This is a genomic window from Methylicorpusculum oleiharenae (assembly GCF_009828925.2).
Lineage (GTDB): Bacteria > Pseudomonadota > Gammaproteobacteria > Methylococcales > Methylomonadaceae > Methylicorpusculum > Methylicorpusculum oleiharenae.
In genome coordinates this window covers 1,770,949-1,789,177 of record NZ_WUTY02000001.1, presented here as the reverse complement: position 1 = coordinate 1,789,177, position 18,229 = coordinate 1,770,949, and the positions used below count along the sequence as shown (strand labels likewise).

At 46.9% G+C, this 18,229-nt stretch carries 19 protein-coding genes; 14 read left to right on the top strand and 5 right to left on the bottom strand.

All coding sequences use genetic code 11. The annotated features are described in order from the left end of the window. Positions 1 to 249: 249 nt before the first annotated feature. Positions 250 to 2,370: a GGDEF/EAL domain-containing response regulator gene (locus GO003_RS08290; protein WP_159653440.1), complete on the top strand. Its 2,121-nt coding sequence runs from the start codon at positions 250 to 252 to the stop codon at positions 2,368 to 2,370. A gap of 253 nt (positions 2,371 to 2,623) precedes the next feature. Here the strand turns inward: GO003_RS08290 and GO003_RS08285 are convergent, their stop codons facing one another. Both GO003_RS08285 and GO003_RS08280 read right to left on the bottom strand, forming a co-directional pair. Further along, a complete protein-coding gene (locus GO003_RS08285) occupies positions 2,624 to 3,346 on the bottom strand; it encodes a Crp/Fnr family transcriptional regulator (protein WP_159653442.1) in 723 nt (240 codons plus the stop codon). A gap of 134 nt (positions 3,347 to 3,480) precedes the next feature. Further along, on the bottom strand, positions 3,481 to 4,209 hold the full coding sequence (locus GO003_RS08280; RefSeq protein ID WP_159653444.1) for a Crp/Fnr family transcriptional regulator: 729 nt from the start codon (positions 4,207 to 4,209) through the stop codon (positions 3,481 to 3,483). A gap of 697 nt (positions 4,210 to 4,906) precedes the next feature. Here GO003_RS08280 and GO003_RS08275 point away from each other — a divergent pair. Beyond that, positions 4,907 to 5,254, top strand: coding sequence for a PilZ domain-containing protein (locus GO003_RS08275; protein WP_159653446.1), 348 nt, complete (start codon positions 4,907 to 4,909; stop codon positions 5,252 to 5,254). 99 nt (positions 5,255 to 5,353) lie between these two features. Here GO003_RS08275 and GO003_RS08270 read toward each other — a convergent pair whose 3' ends face one another. Continuing rightward, positions 5,354 to 6,157, bottom strand: coding sequence for a substrate-binding domain-containing protein (locus GO003_RS08270; protein WP_159653448.1), 804 nt, complete (start codon positions 6,155 to 6,157; stop codon positions 5,354 to 5,356). Positions 6,158 to 6,343: 186 nt separating this feature from the next. Between GO003_RS08270 and GO003_RS08265 the strand changes: the two genes are divergently transcribed. The 11 genes from GO003_RS08265 (at position 6,344) to dinB (ending at position 16,104) form a co-directional block, all read left to right on the top strand. Next, on the top strand, positions 6,344 to 7,333 hold the full coding sequence (locus tag GO003_RS08265; protein ID WP_159653450.1) for an ATP-binding cassette domain-containing protein: 990 nt from the start codon (positions 6,344 to 6,346) through the stop codon (positions 7,331 to 7,333). A 344-nt stretch (positions 7,334 to 7,677) separates the two neighbouring features. Then, entirely contained in the window at positions 7,678 to 8,217 is a 540-nt protein-coding gene (locus tag GO003_RS08260) for a TRAP transporter small permease subunit (RefSeq protein WP_159653452.1), read from the top strand. Next, a complete protein-coding gene (locus GO003_RS08255) occupies positions 8,218 to 9,603 on the top strand; it encodes a TRAP transporter large permease (RefSeq protein ID WP_159653454.1) in 1,386 nt (461 codons plus the stop codon). Beyond that, positions 9,600 to 9,722: an LPS translocon maturation chaperone LptM gene (lptM, locus tag GO003_RS26540; protein ID WP_407942096.1), complete on the top strand. Its 123-nt coding sequence runs from the start codon at positions 9,600 to 9,602 to the stop codon at positions 9,720 to 9,722. Before GO003_RS08255 ends, lptM begins: the two co-directional genes overlap by 4 nt. A gap of 2 nt (positions 9,723 to 9,724) precedes the next feature. Then, positions 9,725 to 10,972: a diaminopimelate decarboxylase gene (lysA, locus tag GO003_RS08250; protein WP_159653456.1), complete on the top strand. Its 1,248-nt coding sequence runs from the start codon at positions 9,725 to 9,727 to the stop codon at positions 10,970 to 10,972. A gap of 152 nt (positions 10,973 to 11,124) precedes the next feature. Then, the gene (gene dapF, locus GO003_RS08245; RefSeq protein ID WP_159653458.1) at positions 11,125 to 11,952 is read left to right on the top strand and encodes a diaminopimelate epimerase; all 828 of its coding nucleotides are present in this window, start codon (positions 11,125 to 11,127) and stop codon (positions 11,950 to 11,952) included. Then, on the top strand, positions 11,949 to 12,635 hold the full coding sequence (locus GO003_RS08240) for a DUF484 family protein (RefSeq protein ID WP_159653460.1): 687 nt from the start codon (positions 11,949 to 11,951) through the stop codon (positions 12,633 to 12,635). Before dapF ends, GO003_RS08240 begins: the two co-directional genes overlap by 4 nt. Position 12,636: 1 nt before the next feature. Further along, on the top strand, positions 12,637 to 13,545 hold the full coding sequence (gene xerC / locus GO003_RS08235; protein WP_331001629.1) for a tyrosine recombinase XerC: 909 nt from the start codon (positions 12,637 to 12,639) through the stop codon (positions 13,543 to 13,545). Positions 13,546 to 13,625: 80 nt separating this feature from the next. Further along, entirely contained in the window at positions 13,626 to 14,687 is a 1,062-nt protein-coding gene (locus tag GO003_RS08230) for a DUF2333 family protein (protein WP_159653462.1), read from the top strand. A 4-nt stretch (positions 14,688 to 14,691) separates the two neighbouring features. Continuing rightward, positions 14,692 to 15,006, top strand: coding sequence for a DUF4389 domain-containing protein (locus GO003_RS08225; protein WP_159653464.1), 315 nt, complete (start codon positions 14,692 to 14,694; stop codon positions 15,004 to 15,006). A gap of 9 nt (positions 15,007 to 15,015) precedes the next feature. Continuing rightward, the gene (gene dinB, locus GO003_RS08220; RefSeq protein WP_159653466.1) at positions 15,016 to 16,104 is read left to right on the top strand and encodes a DNA polymerase IV; all 1,089 of its coding nucleotides are present in this window, start codon (positions 15,016 to 15,018) and stop codon (positions 16,102 to 16,104) included. Between the two features lie 19 nt (positions 16,105 to 16,123). Here the strand turns inward: dinB and GO003_RS26150 are convergent, their stop codons facing one another. Next, positions 16,124 to 16,246: a hypothetical protein gene (locus GO003_RS26150; RefSeq protein WP_269144359.1), complete on the bottom strand. Its 123-nt coding sequence runs from the start codon at positions 16,244 to 16,246 to the stop codon at positions 16,124 to 16,126. 56 nt (positions 16,247 to 16,302) lie between these two features. Here GO003_RS26150 and GO003_RS08215 point away from each other — a divergent pair, with 56 nt between their 5' ends. Continuing rightward, positions 16,303 to 16,950 (top strand): hypothetical protein, encoded by a 648-nt coding sequence (locus GO003_RS08215; protein ID WP_159653468.1) that lies wholly within the window; start codon positions 16,303 to 16,305, stop codon positions 16,948 to 16,950. A gap of 350 nt (positions 16,951 to 17,300) precedes the next feature. Here the strand turns inward: GO003_RS08215 and GO003_RS08210 are convergent, their stop codons facing one another. Continuing rightward, complete coding sequence (locus GO003_RS08210; RefSeq protein WP_159653470.1) at positions 17,301 to 18,071, bottom strand: ATP-binding protein; 771 nt, start codon at positions 18,069 to 18,071, stop codon at positions 17,301 to 17,303. Between the last annotated feature and the right edge of the window lie 158 nt (positions 18,072 to 18,229).

Genomic DNA, 18,229 nt, shown 5'->3' with positions numbered 1-18,229 from the left:
AGGGTAGAGTAACCTGCAGACCCAATGTTGAACTTCCGACAACTACAACAGGGATACTCATCATGACGATTAGACCGATAGTGAAAATATCGATGGCGGAACAAACAATTAACAAGGCCAACTGTAGCTAGCACTACTCCTACTTAGCCTACGCAGCGGCGCTGAGTAGGCTTTTTTTTGTATCGTCAAACATCGCCCTAAAAATAACCTCACAGCCGCTTTGTTTAACCCATATGGAAGACGCATCATATGATGAATCACGTTCTGATTATCACCGGGGATGTCTCCGACACCAAAAATCTGGTATCCGCTCTTGCCAAAGACCGTACATTTTCCATGGAATCAGTCACTAATCTGACGGAAGGACTCAAACGTCTGAATAAAAGCGGTATTGACGCAATTTTGCTGGATCTGGCGCTATCTGACAGTCAGGGCATAGATACCTTCGATACCCTGTTCGCTGTGGCTCATCACACGCCAATCATGATACTCGACACCACCGATAACGAACCCCTGACATCACAAGCCTTACAACGCGGAGCCCAAGGCTATCTTTCCAAAAATAACTTTGACAGCAATCTGGTTCCGCAAACACTGCGTAATATTATCCAGCGTAAAATTGTTGAGGAATCCTTTTTTATTGAAAAAGCGCGCGCCGAAATCACGCTTAATTCGATCAGCGATGCCGTCATTGCTACCGATATATCGGGCCGCGTCCACTATTTGAACCTGGCCGCGGAACATATGACCGGATGGCTGCGAGACGAGGCGCAAGGACATCCCATCAGCGAAGTGATGCAAATTCTCAATGGCACGACCGGCGAACCCGAACCCAATCCGGTCGAATGGGTGCTTAAGCAAAATAAACCGATGGCATTAGCCGCAGGGACGATGTTAATTCAACGTAACGGTAACGAAATAGCCATCGAGGATTCCATAGCGCCCATTCATAATTGGGATGGCAAACTGGCCGGAGCGGTTATCGTCTTCCACGACATTACGGCCGCTAAAGCGATGGCCTTAAAAATGGCCTATTTGGCACACCATGATTTTTTAACCAATTTACCTAACCGCGTGCTTCTAAATGACCGTATCAATCAGTCGATCTCGCTGGCGAAGCGGCGCGGAACTGATCTTGCCCTGCTGTTTCTGGACCTGGACAATTTCAAGTACGTCAACGACTCGCTGGGCCACGGAATCGGTGACAAGTTATTGCAATCGGTAGCACTCATCCTGTCTTCCTGTGTACGCAATTCCGACACGGTTAGCCGCATCGGTGGGGACGAATTTGTGATTCTCGTGACGCAGAATCAGGAGTCACAAAATGCGACATTGACTGCAAACAAAATACTAAAAGCGTTAGCAGCGCCTCACACGATTGACGAGCAGGAGTTACATATATCAACCAGCATCGGTATCAGTGTTTATCCTTCCGATGGTCAGGATGCCGAAACACTGATCAAAAATGCGGATACCGCGATGTATCACGCCAAGGAAAAAGGCCGCAATAACTATCAATTCTTTAAAAACGAAATGAATGTTCGCGCAGTGGAGAGGCAAGTCATAGAAGCCCATTTAAGGCTCGCACTGGAAAGGCAGGAATTTGTGCTTCATTACCAGCCCAAGGTCAATCTGGTTACCGGCAAAATCTCCGGCTCGGAAGCTTTGCTGCGCTGGATTCATCCTGAATGGGGCGAAGTGCTGCCTGACCGCTTTATACCGATCGCCGAAGATTGCGGACTGATTGTGCCGATTGGCCTCTGGGTTCTGAGAGAAGCCTGTGCCCAGGTCAAAAAATGGGAAGATGCAGGATTTAATCCATTATCCGTTGCAGTCAACATTTCCTCCCTGGAATTCACCCAAAAGGATTTTGTTAATGACGTGCGAACCATCCTGAACGAAACCGGGTTGACACCCAGCCAACTGCAACTGGAAATTACCGAAAGCGTGTTGATGAGCAATGCCGAATCCAGCAAAAGCATACTTAAACAACTCAAGGCTATAGGCGTACAATTAGCCGTCGATGATTTCGGTACCGGCTATTCCAGCCTGAGTTATCTGTCCTTGTTTCCTATTGATATTCTCAAAATCGATAAATCATTCGTGCAAGACATTTCCTCAATTGAGGAAAATGGCTTTATTGTCAGCGCCGTGATCGCCATGGGTAACAGTCTCAAAAAAAGGGTGGTTGCTGAAGGCGTGGAACAGGCCAATCAATTGACCTTTCTGAAAGCGAGACAGTGTGAAGAGGGCCAGGGCTACTTATTCAGCCGTCCTCTCACTGCCGAAAACTATGCCCAGCTTATGTCAACGGGTATCCGGAAAAATCCGATACGCATTCCACATGCCGAAACCGGCGCTTTAACGTGAACTATACAACCACTCCGCAACATTTCAATCCTGTTTTTCCATTACAGGGATAGATCGGAGTAACTAACACATCAACTGCTAACCCACGATCTTACCTGATTAGCAAAATGTTTCAGCAACAACGTCTTTCCGGTAGAGCCTGCCCCGGTCAGGGAATGCCGGGCGCTTATGGGTTTAGCAGAAACATTTTGCTAATCAGGTAAGTTCAAACTGGGGATTGTTGGCCTAAACAGTCATCGCTGAACAGTCACAATCAACCCTTGCTATTCAATGCCAACAAGCTCGTGTAATCGTCTTCCAATGCGTTGTAACATTCACAAGACGCGGCCTCGAGCCCTTTGCGATCTATTATCGTGATCTCGCCGCGAATATAACTGATCAGTTTTCTTTGTTGCAAAGCCCCTGCTGCAATCGTCACACCGCTTCTGCGCACACCCAGCATATCGGCTAAAAGCTGTTGAGTCAGGTGAAAATGATTGTCATGCACTCGGTCATGTGTCATCAACAACCATCGTGCCAATCTGGGTTCGATTTCATGAAAATGGGTACATGCCGCGGTTTTGGATAATTGTGTCAGCAGCACATAAAGGTAAAGATTGAGCGAACGCTGAAGACAGGGGCTCTCGCTCAACTCGTGTTTGAATTGATTGACACTGATACGCAGGGCAGTACCTTCGCCTTGAACGATGGCCTGCATAGGGGCCAGATTAACGCCCAGCACCAGCGTCACACCCAGCATGCCTTCGTTACCGATCAACCCCATTTCCAGCGGCTTGTGTCCCTCCAGCGTCTTCACCAGCGAGATAAAGCCGGTGAGCGGAAAATAGACGTGCTCGAAGTGTTGGCCGGATTCACAAAGAATGGCACCTAAAATCAGTTCCACAGGTTCACTGCACGCCAGAATTCTGCTGTATTCATTTTCAGGCAAACCAGTTAGCAGTTCATTGACCCTTTGGATTGAAGCGACATCAGACATTTTCTTATCTCTATACACCATGAAAAATCAGGGATGATCCGAGAAAAAGGCTTTGCATTCCCGATGCTGCAGTCTGATCAAGACTTACACTGGCGTCTGTTCGCTTCAACACACAGTGAGGGGTAAAGAGGTAATTATTTAACAGGCTTGCCAGGAATAAAGGGAAACAGGCGATCCGTTTCCTGCTTGACCACGGCATAACATTCACAGCAAAGTTTTTCAAGCTTTGGGCGATCCAGCACTGTAATATGGCCGCGGTGGTATTCGATAACGCCCAACTCTTGCAGCTTTAACGCGGCAACGGTTACGCCTTCGCGTCGAACGCCCAGCATATTGGCTATCAGTTCATGTGTCATCACCAATTGGTTACACAGCAACCGGTCCAGGGATAGCAATAGCCAGCGGCAAAGTTGCTGGTCAATTGTGTGGTGACGGTTGCAGACCGCCGTCTGGGCCATTTGAGTGAGCAAAGACTGCGTATAGCGCAGCATCAAATTCATGAGTTGACCGTGCCGGTTAAGTTCTTTCTTAAAACCTTTTCCCGACAAGCGGTAGGCATAACCCGCACTTTGAACGATTGCCCGGTTTGTAGTGCTTTCGCCGCCCATAAACAAGGCAACGCCGATGACACCTTCGTTACCCACAACCGCGATTTCTGCCGAAGCACCGCTTTCCATCACATAAAGCAGTGATACGATGGCATCGACCGGAAAATAAACATAACGTAAGGTATCGCCCGATTCGTACAAGACTTTTCCTAAAGTAAACGGAACCAATTCGAGCAGGTGTATCAAACGGGCCTGATCTTCTGCCGGCAAGGCATTGATCAGATGGTTTTGTAGCGGAGTTTGAGTATCGGGCATATTTTAACTTAGCATAAAGGAAATTACCTCTCTGGGCATTATAACCCGCAACGCGCCAAACTCTCCGTACGCTAACAAACATTGGCACTTTTTTTTCTAATCATTTAAAAAATCGATAGCAATTGACAAGGTCATTCGAACCCTACTTATATCTAACGGTATTGCGCTGAACAGGGCAAGCCACCGATTCCCGGTTTGATGATTAAGAGAGAGGCGTAAGCTTTGCGGGGATGTTGGCAGCAGGGATGCTGCCGTCAAGCGCCCATGGATGGGCCTACGGCGTTCCCCGCAAGGCTTACGCCAACCCTCAAAGCCAAATAAATAGTTCAAACTGGGAATTGCTGAGGGTAGGCTATTCTGATATAGCTTAATTGATCTATACTCGGTTTGTAACTACTCGCACACTTGGAAGTGAGTGTATAGGTGAGTTGCCTGCTTTTCGCAATCCACCCATTAACACCTTTGTTTTATTGCTCCGCTGAATAGTTATACCTTTCGCACTTCAAATTTCGGCAGTGCCTAAGGAGGCAACGGGGTGTTCGGCAAAGGCTTTGCCAGCATGAATGCTGGCAAAGCCTACAGGGATAAATTTACGGCGTCCTTTGACGGGCACCCCTGTGCCGAATTCGATCTACGATGGATATACACTATTTTTTAAAAATTACGCTAAATAACTACATTTTTTAGGCGAATGACTATGCAACAAGAAAGGCGTAACCACCCTCGCTTCCCAGTCGACGGAATTAAAGCCCATCTCACCATTAAGCGTCCTGCCAACGATACTCTCGAATTTGAAGGCGAAGTGATCGACCTCAGCTATACCGGTATCAAAATTCATCTGGACAGTCCCCTGCCCGAAGAAAGCGAAGGCTGGGTATCCATTGTTTTAATTCTGCCCAACTCGCAGATTCCGGTTGCTATCCGCGGAGAGATAAAACACTTATGCCAAGGCACACACTACGGCGTGCAATGTGACGATACTTTGCCCAAAGACGCCTATGACGAACTCCTTTTTGAATGTGTAAAATCGGGTCAAAAAGTTTAACCGCCCGATAGTTCACGCTTAAATAGCGATTAATGCCGTTCATTTAAACAGGCATGAAAGCCTAGCGATTGTGTTCGATCCGTACCGATGAATTCTGCTTTAACGTTCCGCATCTGGATGAAATAATGCCTGCCCCTGTATTTTATAGCCTGCAATCAGCGCTTGCCCCTCCTCGCCTGTCAAAAATTCGATATAGCGCATCGCCGATTCATAATTCAGGTTTGGAAAACGCTGGGGATTAACCGCTATCACATGATAAGGATTCATCAGAGCCTCATCACCTTCATAAAGAACATTGAGTTGCAGTTTTGCCTGCATAGCGAGATAAGTGCCTCTATCCGATAAGGCATACGCCTGCTTTTCATCCGCCATCGTTAAAACCGCTCCCATACCCTGGCCGGCCGATATATACCATTCCCCCTGCGGCTTAAGACCTGTTTGTTGCCAGAGCGCCAGCTCTTTTTGATGTGTGCCCGAATCATCGCCCCTGGAGATAAACAAGGCCTTGGCTTTGCTTATTTTTTGCAAGGCTTCGTTAACCGTTTGCGCCGATTTGACTCCGGCATTGTCGTTATTCGGGCCCAATAAAACAAAATCATTAAACATCACCCGCTTGCGATTAACCCCATAGCCCGCGGCTACGAACGCCGCTTCAGCGTCAGGCGCATGCACCAAAAGCACATCCACGTCTCCGTTTTCGGCTAATTTCAACGCTTTGCCCGTACCAACCGCCAAAACTTCAATCCTGACGCCATAGCGTTTTTCAAAAGCCGGATTCAACACTTTTAGCAAGCCGCTGTTTTCTGTGCTGGTTGTCGTAGACATGCGCAATACAGTTTCTGCGTAGCCTTCAAAAGCAACCACAAAAATCAACACCCCTAATAAATACTTGATTTTTTTCATTATTTTGTCCTTTGTAATATCAATACCAAGACCGGATGAAGCAACCCGGATTTCGTAATACTGCATCCAGGCTACCAGTTACTGGCCGTTAACATTATGTATTGTTATTGAACCATAAGCCGGAAATAAAATACCGTTACAATAACATCCGGTTGCTGGTATTAACGATTTTGAGGATGAGCTCGTTTGAAGGGTATTTATGAACTGCATGACATTCGTTTTGCATACGGCGATAAGACTGTATTGTCTCTGCCTGAATTATGGATTCATGGCCAACACGTCACGGCTCTAATTGGCCCAAACGGATGCGGCAAAAGCACACTATTGAACCTATTGTCTCTTACGCTAACGCCTCAGCAAGGTGACATTGTGTTCATGGGGGAAAAAGTTTCCGGCAAAAATCGCCGTAACCTCATTCGGAAAATCGGTTATTTGCCACAAAATCCATTTATGTTTCGAGGCACGGTGCGGGATAACCTGTTGCTGGCGCTTAAATTTCACGGCGTAAAACCCTCACAAGGCCGTCAAAAAATTGATACTGCGCTGGCGCAATTCGGCATTGGTCATCTGACCAATCATCAGGCCAATAGCTTATCCGGTGGCGAACTCCAAAAAACAGCGCTGGCGAGAGCTTTGATTACCGAGCCTGACGTGCTGCTGATGGACGAACCGTTTAACTTTCTGGATAATTCCAGTAACCAACTGATGGAACAGTTTATCAGCGGCTTCCTGGACCAGGCACAACAAACCCTGATTTTCAGCACGCATAACCGTTTACAGGGTTTGGCATTGGCGGGGCCTGTCATCTCGCTGGTTCAGGGCACGCAGGTCGATTCCCCGCTGATCAATCTCTTCGGTGGCACTACCCAAGGTAATAGCTTCGACACCGGCAAGCTGTTGATCCGATTGCCGGGGGATGTCTGTGATTGCCGTCATATTTCGATTGATCCGCATGAAATTGTCCTGTCTCGCACACCGCTGATTTCCAGCATACGCAATCAATTTTCCGGCCGCATCACCTCTATTTCAGAAGAAGCCGGCAAAGTCTGCGTTGAAGTCAGAAGTGATGAAAAGTTCCTGGCTTTAATCACTCATGAAGCCTTACAGGATCTTAATTTGCGCTTGGGCGAGACCATCTGGGTGAATTTCAAATCAAACTCGATTGTTGCTTTTTAAGCGGTCTATTTTTACCCGCATTTGAACTGATTCATAATTTCCGAACCGTTTTTTTACTCAATCCGCCAAAATCTTCTAGAATTCAGAACACATCAACCAGGTTAACGCTTATGAAACAGTTCAAACTTCCAGGCCCCATGCGAATTCTATGGGGAAGTCTTGGCTGCTATTGGCTGAAGGACATTGTCAATCCTGGCTTTTTGGCGATTGCGTTTATGTTACTGTTGTTAATTCCTATCCTCATGATAGAAACCCCACCACTGTCTCGCCCAAAAAAAATACGGTCTAAAATTATTCTTTAGCCTTGAATTTCATTTAGAATATCGTTTTTTTGTGCGCCATTTATGTCAAGTCTTGTTTCAGCTCTGAAAGGCTATATTCAGATTATTGATGCGCTTAATGACCGGGTTGGAAAAGCCGTGTCCTGGCTTACGCTGGTCATGGTGCTGGGCACATTTCTTATTGTCGTTTTGCGTTATGCATTGAACTATGGTTCCGTCGCCTCTCAGGAATGCATTGCTTACCTGCATGCTTTAGTGTTTATGCTGGGCGTAGCTTATACATTGAAAGTTGACGGTCACGTCAGGGTCGATATTTTCTATCAGGGTTTTAGCAAAAGAACCAAAGCATGGATTGACTGTTCCGGTGTCATTTTATTACTGCTTCCTGTCACGGCTTTTATCGGCTGGAGCAGTTGGGATTATGTCCTGGAATCCTGGAAAATTCATGAAAGCTCGGGCAATTCGGGCGGCTTACCGGGTGTTTTTCTGATCAAATCCACGCTTGTCATTACAGCTTGCCTGCTCGCCCTGCAGGGCAGCGCGCTTTTTCTCGACAGCTTGTTAATTGCGCTTGATTTAAAGCCTTTAGAGGAATCGGATTAAATGGAACATACGATGGCGCTGTGGCTTTTTGCTGCCGTATTTATCGTCCTGCTGTCCGGCTTTCCGGTTGCCTTTGCATTGAGCGGAACGGCGCTTGCCTTTGCCGGTTTAGGTTTATGGCTGGAGGTATTCGACGTCGCCTTTTTAAATGCCTTGCCTAACCGGCTGTACGGCATTATGACCAATGAAACGCTGATTGCCGTTCCTTTGTTTGTTTTTATGGGGGTTATGCTGGAGCGCTCGAAAGTTGCCGAAAGTTTGCTTGAATCGATGACGGATCTGTTGGGTTCACTCAAAGGCGGACTGGGTATTGCGGTCACGCTGGTCGGCATGTTGATGGCGGCGAGCACCGGCATTGTAGGCGCAACGGTAGTGACTATGGGCTTACTTTCCTTGCCCACCATGCTGCGCCGCAATTACGACCCGGCTATCGCCTGCGGCACGATTTGCGCGTCCGGAACGCTGGGCCAAATCATCCCGCCATCCATAGTCCTGGTATTACTGGGCGATATTATTTCTACGGCCTATCAGCAGGCTCAATTAGATAACGGCATTTTCGCGCCTGAAACCGTTTCAGTTGGCGACTTGTTTGCCGGCGCCCTGATTCCCGGATTAAGCCTGATCGTTTTGTACCTTATCTACATTGCCGCACTTGCCTTGTTCAAACCCGGCTTGATGCCGTTGACCGTTCAGCCGGTGGAACGTGACTGGCGATTTTATGCCAAAGTATTAGGCAGTCTGACACCGCCGCTGGCGCTGATCGTATCGGTTTTGGGCTCTATCATCGGCGGTCTGGCCACGCCTACCGAGGCGGCGTCAGTCGGCGCGGTAGGCGCAATTATTCTGGCCGTGATCAAAGGCCAATTTAATCTGCAGCAAATCCGTTACGTCGTACAAAACACCACGCAAGTGACCAGCATGGTTTTCATGATTTTGATGGGCGCAGCCCTGTTTTCACTGGTTTTTAGAGGTTTTGGCGGAGACGAATTAATTGTCAGCCTGCTTTCCGACTTACCGGGCGGCAAGTTCGGCGCTGTTTTCTGCGTCATGCTGATCATGTTCCTGCTGGGTTTTATGCTTGATTTTATCGAAATCATCTTCGTGATCGTTCCGATTGTCGGCCCCGTCCTGCTGGCGATGGATATTAATCCGGTATGGCTGGGCGTCATGATGGCCTTAAATTTACAAACTTCATTTTTAACACCGCCTTTCGGATTTGCACTGTTTTATCTTCGAGGCGTCGCCCCACCTGAAATCACAACACTCCAGATCTATAAAGGCGTGATACCCTTTATCGCAATTCAGATCTTAATGCTGGGTTTACTCGCTTTCTGGCCACAATTAGCCACTTGGTTACCTGCTCTCATTTACGCTAAACCGATATGATAAAAAAATTCATCCCCGTTCTTTTGCTTTTTAGCATTTTACTGACCGCCTGCGGTCAAATCGGACCGCTATACTTGCCGGACCAACGCCCACCCATCACGGTAGAAAAAGAAAAATAAGCATGGACTATTTTAATTATCACAATCACCGGCTTTTCGCTGAAGACTGCCCGGTAACAGACCTCGCGGCTCAATACGGCACGCCCTGTTATATCTATTCAAGAGCCACGCTGGAAAAGCACTGGCACGCATTCAACGATGCCTTTGGCGATCATCCTCACCTGATTTGCTATGCCGTTAAAGCCAATTCCAATATCGCCATTCTCAATCTGCTGGCCCGATTAGGCTCGGGGTTCGATATTGTGTCCTTGGGAGAATTACAGCGGGTATTGAAAGCCGGCGGCGATCCTCAAAAAATCGTATTTTCGGGTGTCGGTAAGCGCGAAGATGAAATTACTTTCGCGTTAAAAACCGGTATACGCTGTTTCAATATTGAAGTCAGTGGTGAACTGGACAGGATCAATGATCTTGCCGGACAACTCGGCGTCGTTGCCCCGGTCTCGTTCAGAGTAAACCCGGATGTCGATGCAAAAACACACCCCTACATTTCAACCGGATTAAAAGAAAATAAATTCGGCTTGTCCATAGATCAAGCCTTTACGGAATATCTTCGCGCCGCGCAATTACCTCATATCAGGATTGCAGGCATTGACTGTCACATCGGTTCTCAATTGACCGAAATCCAGCCTTTCCTGGATGCTCTGGAACGCATTCTTGTATTGGTTGATAAATTGGCTGAGCAAGGGATTGCATTACACCATATTGATCTGGGCGGCGGCCTCGGCATCCGCTACCGGGATGAAAAACCTTATGAACCGTCTCATTATGTGGAAGCCGTGCTGAAACGTCTGGATTCAAGTGAATACGAAATCCTGATGGAACCGGGGCGTGCCATAGCCGGCAATGCCGGTATCTTGGTCACCCGCGTCGAATATCTCAAACAAACGGCGGACAAGCACTTTGCCATCGTCGATGCAGCAATGAATGATTTGATTCGACCTTCGCTTTATGGCGCCTGGCAAGCTATTATTCCAGTAGACGAAACCAGTACCGCTGAAGAACGTGAATGGGATATTGTCGGACCGGTCTGTGAAACCGGCGACTTTTTGGGGAAAGACCGTCAGTTGAAGCTCAATGCGGGGGACTTGCTGGCTATTCGGTCTTCAGGCGCTTACGGTTTCACCATGAGTTCAAACTATAATTCCAGACCCAGAGCGCCCGAGATTATGGTTGACGGCGCGTCTGCCTTTATTGTCCGGGAACGCGAAACCCTTGAACAATTATGGACCGGTGAAAAACTCTTGCCTTAGGAAAGCGGCCAAATCGCGGCTTTATCAAGCGCAGGCACACCATGTAAATTCGAAACCATTCTCTGTCTGGCGAGTAATTATGCATTTACGTTGAATAGTTTCGAAATACAATACGGACGTTTCTATATTTTTATGTGCAGAGAAAAAACAGCATGATCAACTTCACTAAAATGCACGGCTTAGGCAATGACTTTGTCGTTATTGATGCCATCCATCAAAACATTTCATTGTCTCCGGAACAGATTCGTTTTATTGCGCACCGACATTTTGGTATTGGTTGTGATCAGATTCTGCTGGTAGAACCCCCGGTAAGCGATACTGCCGATTTCAAGTACCGCATCTTTAATGCAGACGGCAGCGAAGTCTCTCAATGTGGCAATGGCGCTCGCTGTTTTGCCAAATTTGTCAGGGACAAGCGACTGACAGAAAAGGATAAAATTCTGGTAGATACTAATGGCGGTCAATTGTTGCTATCCTTTGATCAGGACGACATGATCACCGTCAATATGGGTATCCCCAAACACAATCCGGCGGAAATACCGCTTTTGGCATCTGTTGAATCGCGATTTTATACCGCCATTGTCAATAACACTGAAAAAGCTTTCGGAGCGGTATCCATGGGTAATCCTCATGCCGTTTTGCAGGTTCACGATGTCAAAACAGCGCCGGTCCATGAGATAGGACCGCTTTTGGAAAACCACCCAGACTTTCCGGAACGGGCCAATATCGGTTTTATGCAGATCATCGATAAAAATCATATCAAACTGCGTGTCTATGAACGCGGATCAGGTGAAACCATGGCCTGCGGAAGCGGCGCTTGTGCAGCAGTCGTCATTGGCATTGAACAGCACTTGCTGGATCATCACGTCACCGTGGAATTACCCGGAGGCAAATTAAAAATCGAGTGGGACGGGCGAGGTCAGCCTGTTTTGATGACAGGACCCGCCAGCATCGTTTTCGAGGGAAACATTGAACTATGAGTCACCCCAACATCACTTCTGAAATATCCGAAGAGCAAGTCGAACATTACTTACGTAAACACCCGGAGTTTTTTAACGATCATCTTAATCTGCTGGAAAAACTGACGATCCCCCATCCCAGCGGAGACGCTATTTCCCTGATATCCAAGCAACTGGAAATTTTCAGAGTCAAGCATCAGGAATTGGAAAACCAGCTCACGGCCTTGATAGAAATTGCCCGTGACAACGATACGTCTTTCAATCGCATGCATAAATTGACGCTGGCCTTATTGGATGCTTCGACCTTAGAAGAAGCGATCGTCAATCTGGAACATGTGTTTAACGAGTATTTTCTGACCGACTTCGTGTCTATCAAGATCATTTCCGAACAACACTCTTACCTGGACAACTTGTTTATTTCAGCAGACAGCCCCGATTTGCAGCATTTTTACCCTATTTTATCCAGCAATCAGGCAAAATGCGGGCGACCCAGTCTGGCACAAGCCAAGGTTCTCTTCGGCGGCAATGCGCTGCAAGTCAAATCCTGCGCCATTATTCCAATGGCCTTTACTCAACTGGAAGGCATCATCGCAATCGGCAGCCAGGAGGAAAACCGGTTTCATTACAGTATGGGCAATTTATTTCTGACCCAGATGAGTGAAATTATCGGCACCCGTTTGATTGCCCTGCTCGAGCATAACTGACGTGACGCCTGCAGCGACCCAATGGTTGGAGCGGTTTATTGAACAACTGCAGATCGAAAAAAGGTCGTCACCGCATACCGTCACAAGCTATCGCCACGATTTACTTAAGTTAACCGCCTACTGTGAAGAACACAACATCCAGGACTGGCAGGATATTCAGCCCGCCTTGATTCGCGGCTACATCGCCGCACGTCATCGTCAGGGCATGGGTAGCAAAAGCCTGCAACGTGAATTATCTTCAATTCGCGGGTTTTTCAAATTCCTGTTAAAACTCCAGGTTGCATCAATAAACCCAGCGCAAGCAATCAGAGCCCCCAAACAGGATAGGAAATTACCCAAACTGCTGGATGTCGATCAAGTCAGCGGCTTACTGGATGCGAACACAGTTTCCGCGCTGGAAATACGCGACCAGGCCATGTTCGAGCTGTTTTACTCCTGCGGCCTGCGCCTGAGTGAATTAACCGACTTAAATATCAACGACCTGGACCTGTCGGACCGCACGTTAATTGTACGCTCAGGTAAAGGCAATAAAACGAGGGTGCTGCCCATAGGAAGTAAAGCTGTTAAGTCAGTTAATAGCTGGCTGATGCTGCGGCCTCAGTATAATGCCGGTGACGAAACGGCCTTGTTTATCTCCAATCGCGGCAAACGCATCAGCACCCGTAATGTACATCAGCGCTTACAAAACTGGTGTCAGACTAAAGGCGTAGCCGAGCACGTCCATCCTCATATGCTGCGCCATTCATTTGCCAGCCATCTACTGGAATCCAGTCAGGATTTGAGAGCCGTCCAGGAATTACTGGGCCACGCTAACATCAGCACGACCCAAATCTACACGCATCTTAACTTTCAACATCTTGCTGACGTCTATGACCAAACCCACCCTCGGGCAAAAAAAAGGACAGAATAACGACGGCTCATATTACGTCATCACAACAAAAACTGTTATCATTGGGCGCATAAGAATGTTCTTTTTAAAGGATACTGGAAATGTCAGAAAACGATTCGCTGCAAAGTGAGCAATACAGAGGTATCCTATGGGTACTTGGCGTAATTAGCGCCGTCGTTTTAGTTGTAATGATTGTATTGGGCTTATGGTGGGGCGAACCGCCCAAGCCGTTTAATGTTTTTGATGAGGCGGTCATCCGTACCAAAGACACTAATACAACCAATAACATGCCGATTGGCTATGTTTATTCCAATACACTGGCTCATATCGCCGAAGTTTTGCTACACAAGCCCGGCGGCTATATCACTAATGACGTGGCCCCTCCCGGTTTACTGCTGGATAACATTGCCAGCTGGGAATTTGGCGCATTGGTCATCCTTCGCGATGCGACTTCTGCACTCAGAAATCACTTTGCCCGTGACCAGTCTCAATCCGCTGAAGACCCCGATTTAGCGATAGCCGAACCTTATTTTTACTATGAGCGCAATTCATGGGCCTTGCCATCAACAGAAGCGGAATACCAAAAAGGCATAGACGCATTACACAACTATATGACCCGCCTGCAAAATCCGGATGCAAGCAGAGGCAAAGGCAAAGGCAAAAAAGCCCATTTTTATCCCCGAGCCGATAATTTGTGGCAGTACGTCGAATTAGTCATTAAACGCTTAGGTGGAATATCCACTCGCCTGGCCGCCAGTGATGCCGGCAATTTCGTCAGGGAACTGACTGCACAAAAAACCTTGGCGTTGACGGCAACTGAACAAAACACCATGGACCAGAAAACTACGCCGCTGACCCAAACCCCATGGATGGAAATTGATAATATTTTCTATGAGGCGCGCGGTGCCTCCTGGGCGCTGTTGCATGTATTAAAAGCGATTGAACACGATTTCAGGGACATTTTGCTGGATAAACGCGCCATGAATACAGTTGATATCATGATTCACGCCCTTGAGAATTCACTGGCCCCAACATTAAGCCCGGTGGTACTGAACGGCAGTGGCTACGGTCTATTTGCCAACTACTCGCTGACCATGGCCAACTATATCTCCAGAGCCAATGCGGCAGCTCTGGACTTAAGAGACATCATGAACCGTGGTTAATCATATGCAAGAACAAATCAACGAACATTTAAAAAAGCCAAGCACCTGGAAAAGAATTGTATTTATTATGCTGTTTGCCGTTATTGTTGGCTTGGTCAGAGTCGTATTGTGGGGAATCATTTTGTTGCAAATCGCCTACACCTTACTGACTGGAAACAGTAATAAGAACATATTGGATCTGGGCAAAAAACTGGCGGCCTATTTGTACCACATCCTTTTGTTTTTGACCTTCAATACTGATGACATGCCGTTTCCTTTTTCGGATTGGAGCACAACCGAAACACTGGAAATCCCAAATAAATACAAAAGCGATAATTAATTTGCTGTGATGGCAGGCATTAAAAAAATCATCCATGTCGATATGGATGCTTTTTTTGCCGCCATTGAACAAAGAGACTTCCCAGAATACCGTGATAAGCCGCTGATCGTCGGCGGAAACCCTTACAGTCGAGGCGTAGTGGCAACCTGCAATTACGAGGCCCGACAGTACGGCATACATTCAGCCATGTCCTGCGCCAAAGCTTTACAATTATGCCCCCGCGCTTTATTCGTCAAACCCAGGTTTGAGGTCTATCGATCCGTTTCCAACACGATCAGAACAATTTTTGCTGAATTTACCGGACTATTCGAGCCTTTGTCGCTTGACGAAGCCTACCTGGATGTAACAGACTCAGCCGATTATCAAGGCTCCGCGACGCGTATTGCGTTAGCGATAAAGGCGCGCATCAAAGAAGAAACCGGACTGACCGCGTCAGCAGGTATTTCCTACAACAAATTTCTCGCCAAAATCGCATCCGATATCAACAAACCGGATGGAATGTTTGTGATAAGGCCCGAGCAGGGTCCTGCATTCGTCGAGCAATTGCCCATTGGCAAATTTCATGGCATAGGCAAAGCCACGGAAAAAAAGATGCATCAGTTAGGCGTTTATACCGGCAAGGACCTAAGAAAACTTTCTTTAACCACCCTGCAGCAGCACTTCGGAAAAACTGGCGCCTATTATTACGATATTGCGCGAGCTATCGATCATCGCTCAGTTAGATGTGACCGCATCACTAAATCGATAGGCGTCGAGATTACATTGTCAGAGGATATCGACGATGGCGATGAAATATTAACCCGGTTGACCGTTCTTTTAGAGAAAGCTCAGACTAAAGTCACTGATAAAAATCTGCAAGCCTGCACCTTGACGATAAAAGTAAAGTATTTCGACTTTAAACAAATCACCCGCAGCCGGACTTTCCAAGAAGCTATCTCAAAGAAGATGGACTCAACCGCCTTAATTAAAAACCTTCTTAAATCCACGGATGCCGGTACAAAAAAAGTACGTTTGCTGGGCGTCACGCTGTCTTCATTAAAAGACCTTGAATCCGAATCACTCGCTGAACAAATTGACTTGTTTAACTCTGACAATTAGTCAATAAATCCTTCTGAAATTAGCGGCCTTTTGCCATTTCAGTATGCCATGACACAACTGACAACATCACTGACAAACCTGTCACACCGGCATCAATTTCCAGCTTAAAAGCCAAGTAAAACCAGCAACCCGATGTTGGCATCAGCTTTGCTTTGAATAAATTAACAATATCTCTCAATAACCAAGCGGAAAAATACTATGAAAAAGAATTACAGCTACGTAGCAATGCTTACGGGTTTATTAATGGCCGCCTCAGGAACAACGAATGCGGCTTCGGTTTTATTCACTTCTTTTGAGCAATACGGAAGTGACCCTGTCGATTATGTCGTTTCAATTGATGATTTAACCGCCGGCTTTTTCAACGTCAAGGTAAAAATTGCCGAGAACAGCCCTAATCAAGGTGACATCCGTGGGATTGCTTTTGCTTTGAATTATGAAATTACCGCGGATGATATAAGCGGCAGCAATATTACCAAAATAGGATTGAACACTTTAAACAACCAAGGCGGAAACAATTTCAATGGACAAGGCAGTGGCTTGTTTACCGCGGAAAATAATTATTTTTTACTGTCAATTGGCAGCCCAGGTTCTAGCTCAGGTTTTATTTCCAGTACTAATTTCTCCATCGCAAGTCTGGGTAATTCTCTGGAAAATGCATTTTCCGTATTTGGCGTAAGAGCCCAGTCAGTCGGACCTAACGGTTCCGGGAGTTCAAAAGACATCTCAACTACATTCGCTTTTGACGGCGCGCCCGTCCCGGCTCCTTCTGCCGTGTGGTTTATGGGAAGCGGTCTGATCGGTTTAATGGGCTTTTCCCGTAAAGGTAAAGCCACTGTCAAAGCTTAAAAAAGCAGATACTGAAAAGCTTTTTATCCGGTAAAGGTTAATGCGATAAAACGAGCCCGCTCATCAAGAGCGGGTTTTTTTGTTTTGGGGGAGGGAGGTTGTTTACTATACCGACGAATCAGCCCGTTAACTCATCTATACCCTCGTAGATCGAAATTCGGCACCGGGGTGCCCGTCAAAGGACGCCGTAAAACCATCCATGTAGGCTCTATGCCAGCATCCATGCTGGCAAAGCCTTTGCCGAACAACCCGTTGCCTCCTTGGGCACTGCCGAAATTTGAAGTGCGATAGCTATAACAACGGTCGCCGACATGGGCTTACAACACCACTAATCTTCCTTTTAGACATCGTCAGGCTTTCAGAAACACAGTTGCCGTGGCATTGTAAAACTGCTTGGCCGTTCTGCCGCTTTTAGCTGCACGCAGGTGAGAGAATTCAAGCGCGGCCTGATGTAACAGATCAGGATCGCCCTGATAAGCCGAAAAATAGCTGTCCACTATAGTCAGATAAGTTTGTGTGTTAACCGGATAAAACGAAATCCATAATCCGAAACGATCGGACAATGAAATTTTCTCTTCTACGGCATCGGAATAATGGACTTCGCCATTCACAAGCCTTGTATCAAGATTATCCTTCATCAGTTCAGGTAATAAATGCCTGCGATTGGACGTTGCATAAAGCAAAACATTATCCGGGGGTAATTCTATGGACCCTTCCAAAACACTCTTTAGTGCTTTGTATTGATTTTCGCCAGTCTCGAAAGACAAATCATCGCAATAAATAATAAATCGCTGAGGCTGCTCACGAATCTCGTCGACAATCTCCGGTAAATAAACCAGATCTTCTTTATCGACTTCGATGACACGCAATCCCTCCGGATGATAGGCATTAAGCAAGGCTTTGATCAACGATGATTTTCCCGTGCCACGCGCACCCCATAACAAGACATTGTTAGCCGGTTGACGCGCAAGAAATTTCTCCGTATTGGCTATCAATTGCCGCTTTTGCTCGTCAATACCCAATAAGTCATGCAAACCTATCGGATCCAGTTGCCTGACCGCTCTCAGATATTCTTTTCTCTGCCGCCATATCGCGGCATAAGTGCTGTTCCAATCGATCATCACACCCCCTTTGCAAACGGTTTTGTTACTTGACCGGCAATTATTCAGGCCGATTGGGTCAGGCGATAGCCTTAACCTAATAGGTGGGCTTTCGGAAGTTGTTGCTTCGCTGAATAGTTACCTAGGTTGTAAATTGACAAATCAATGAGCAAAAAAAA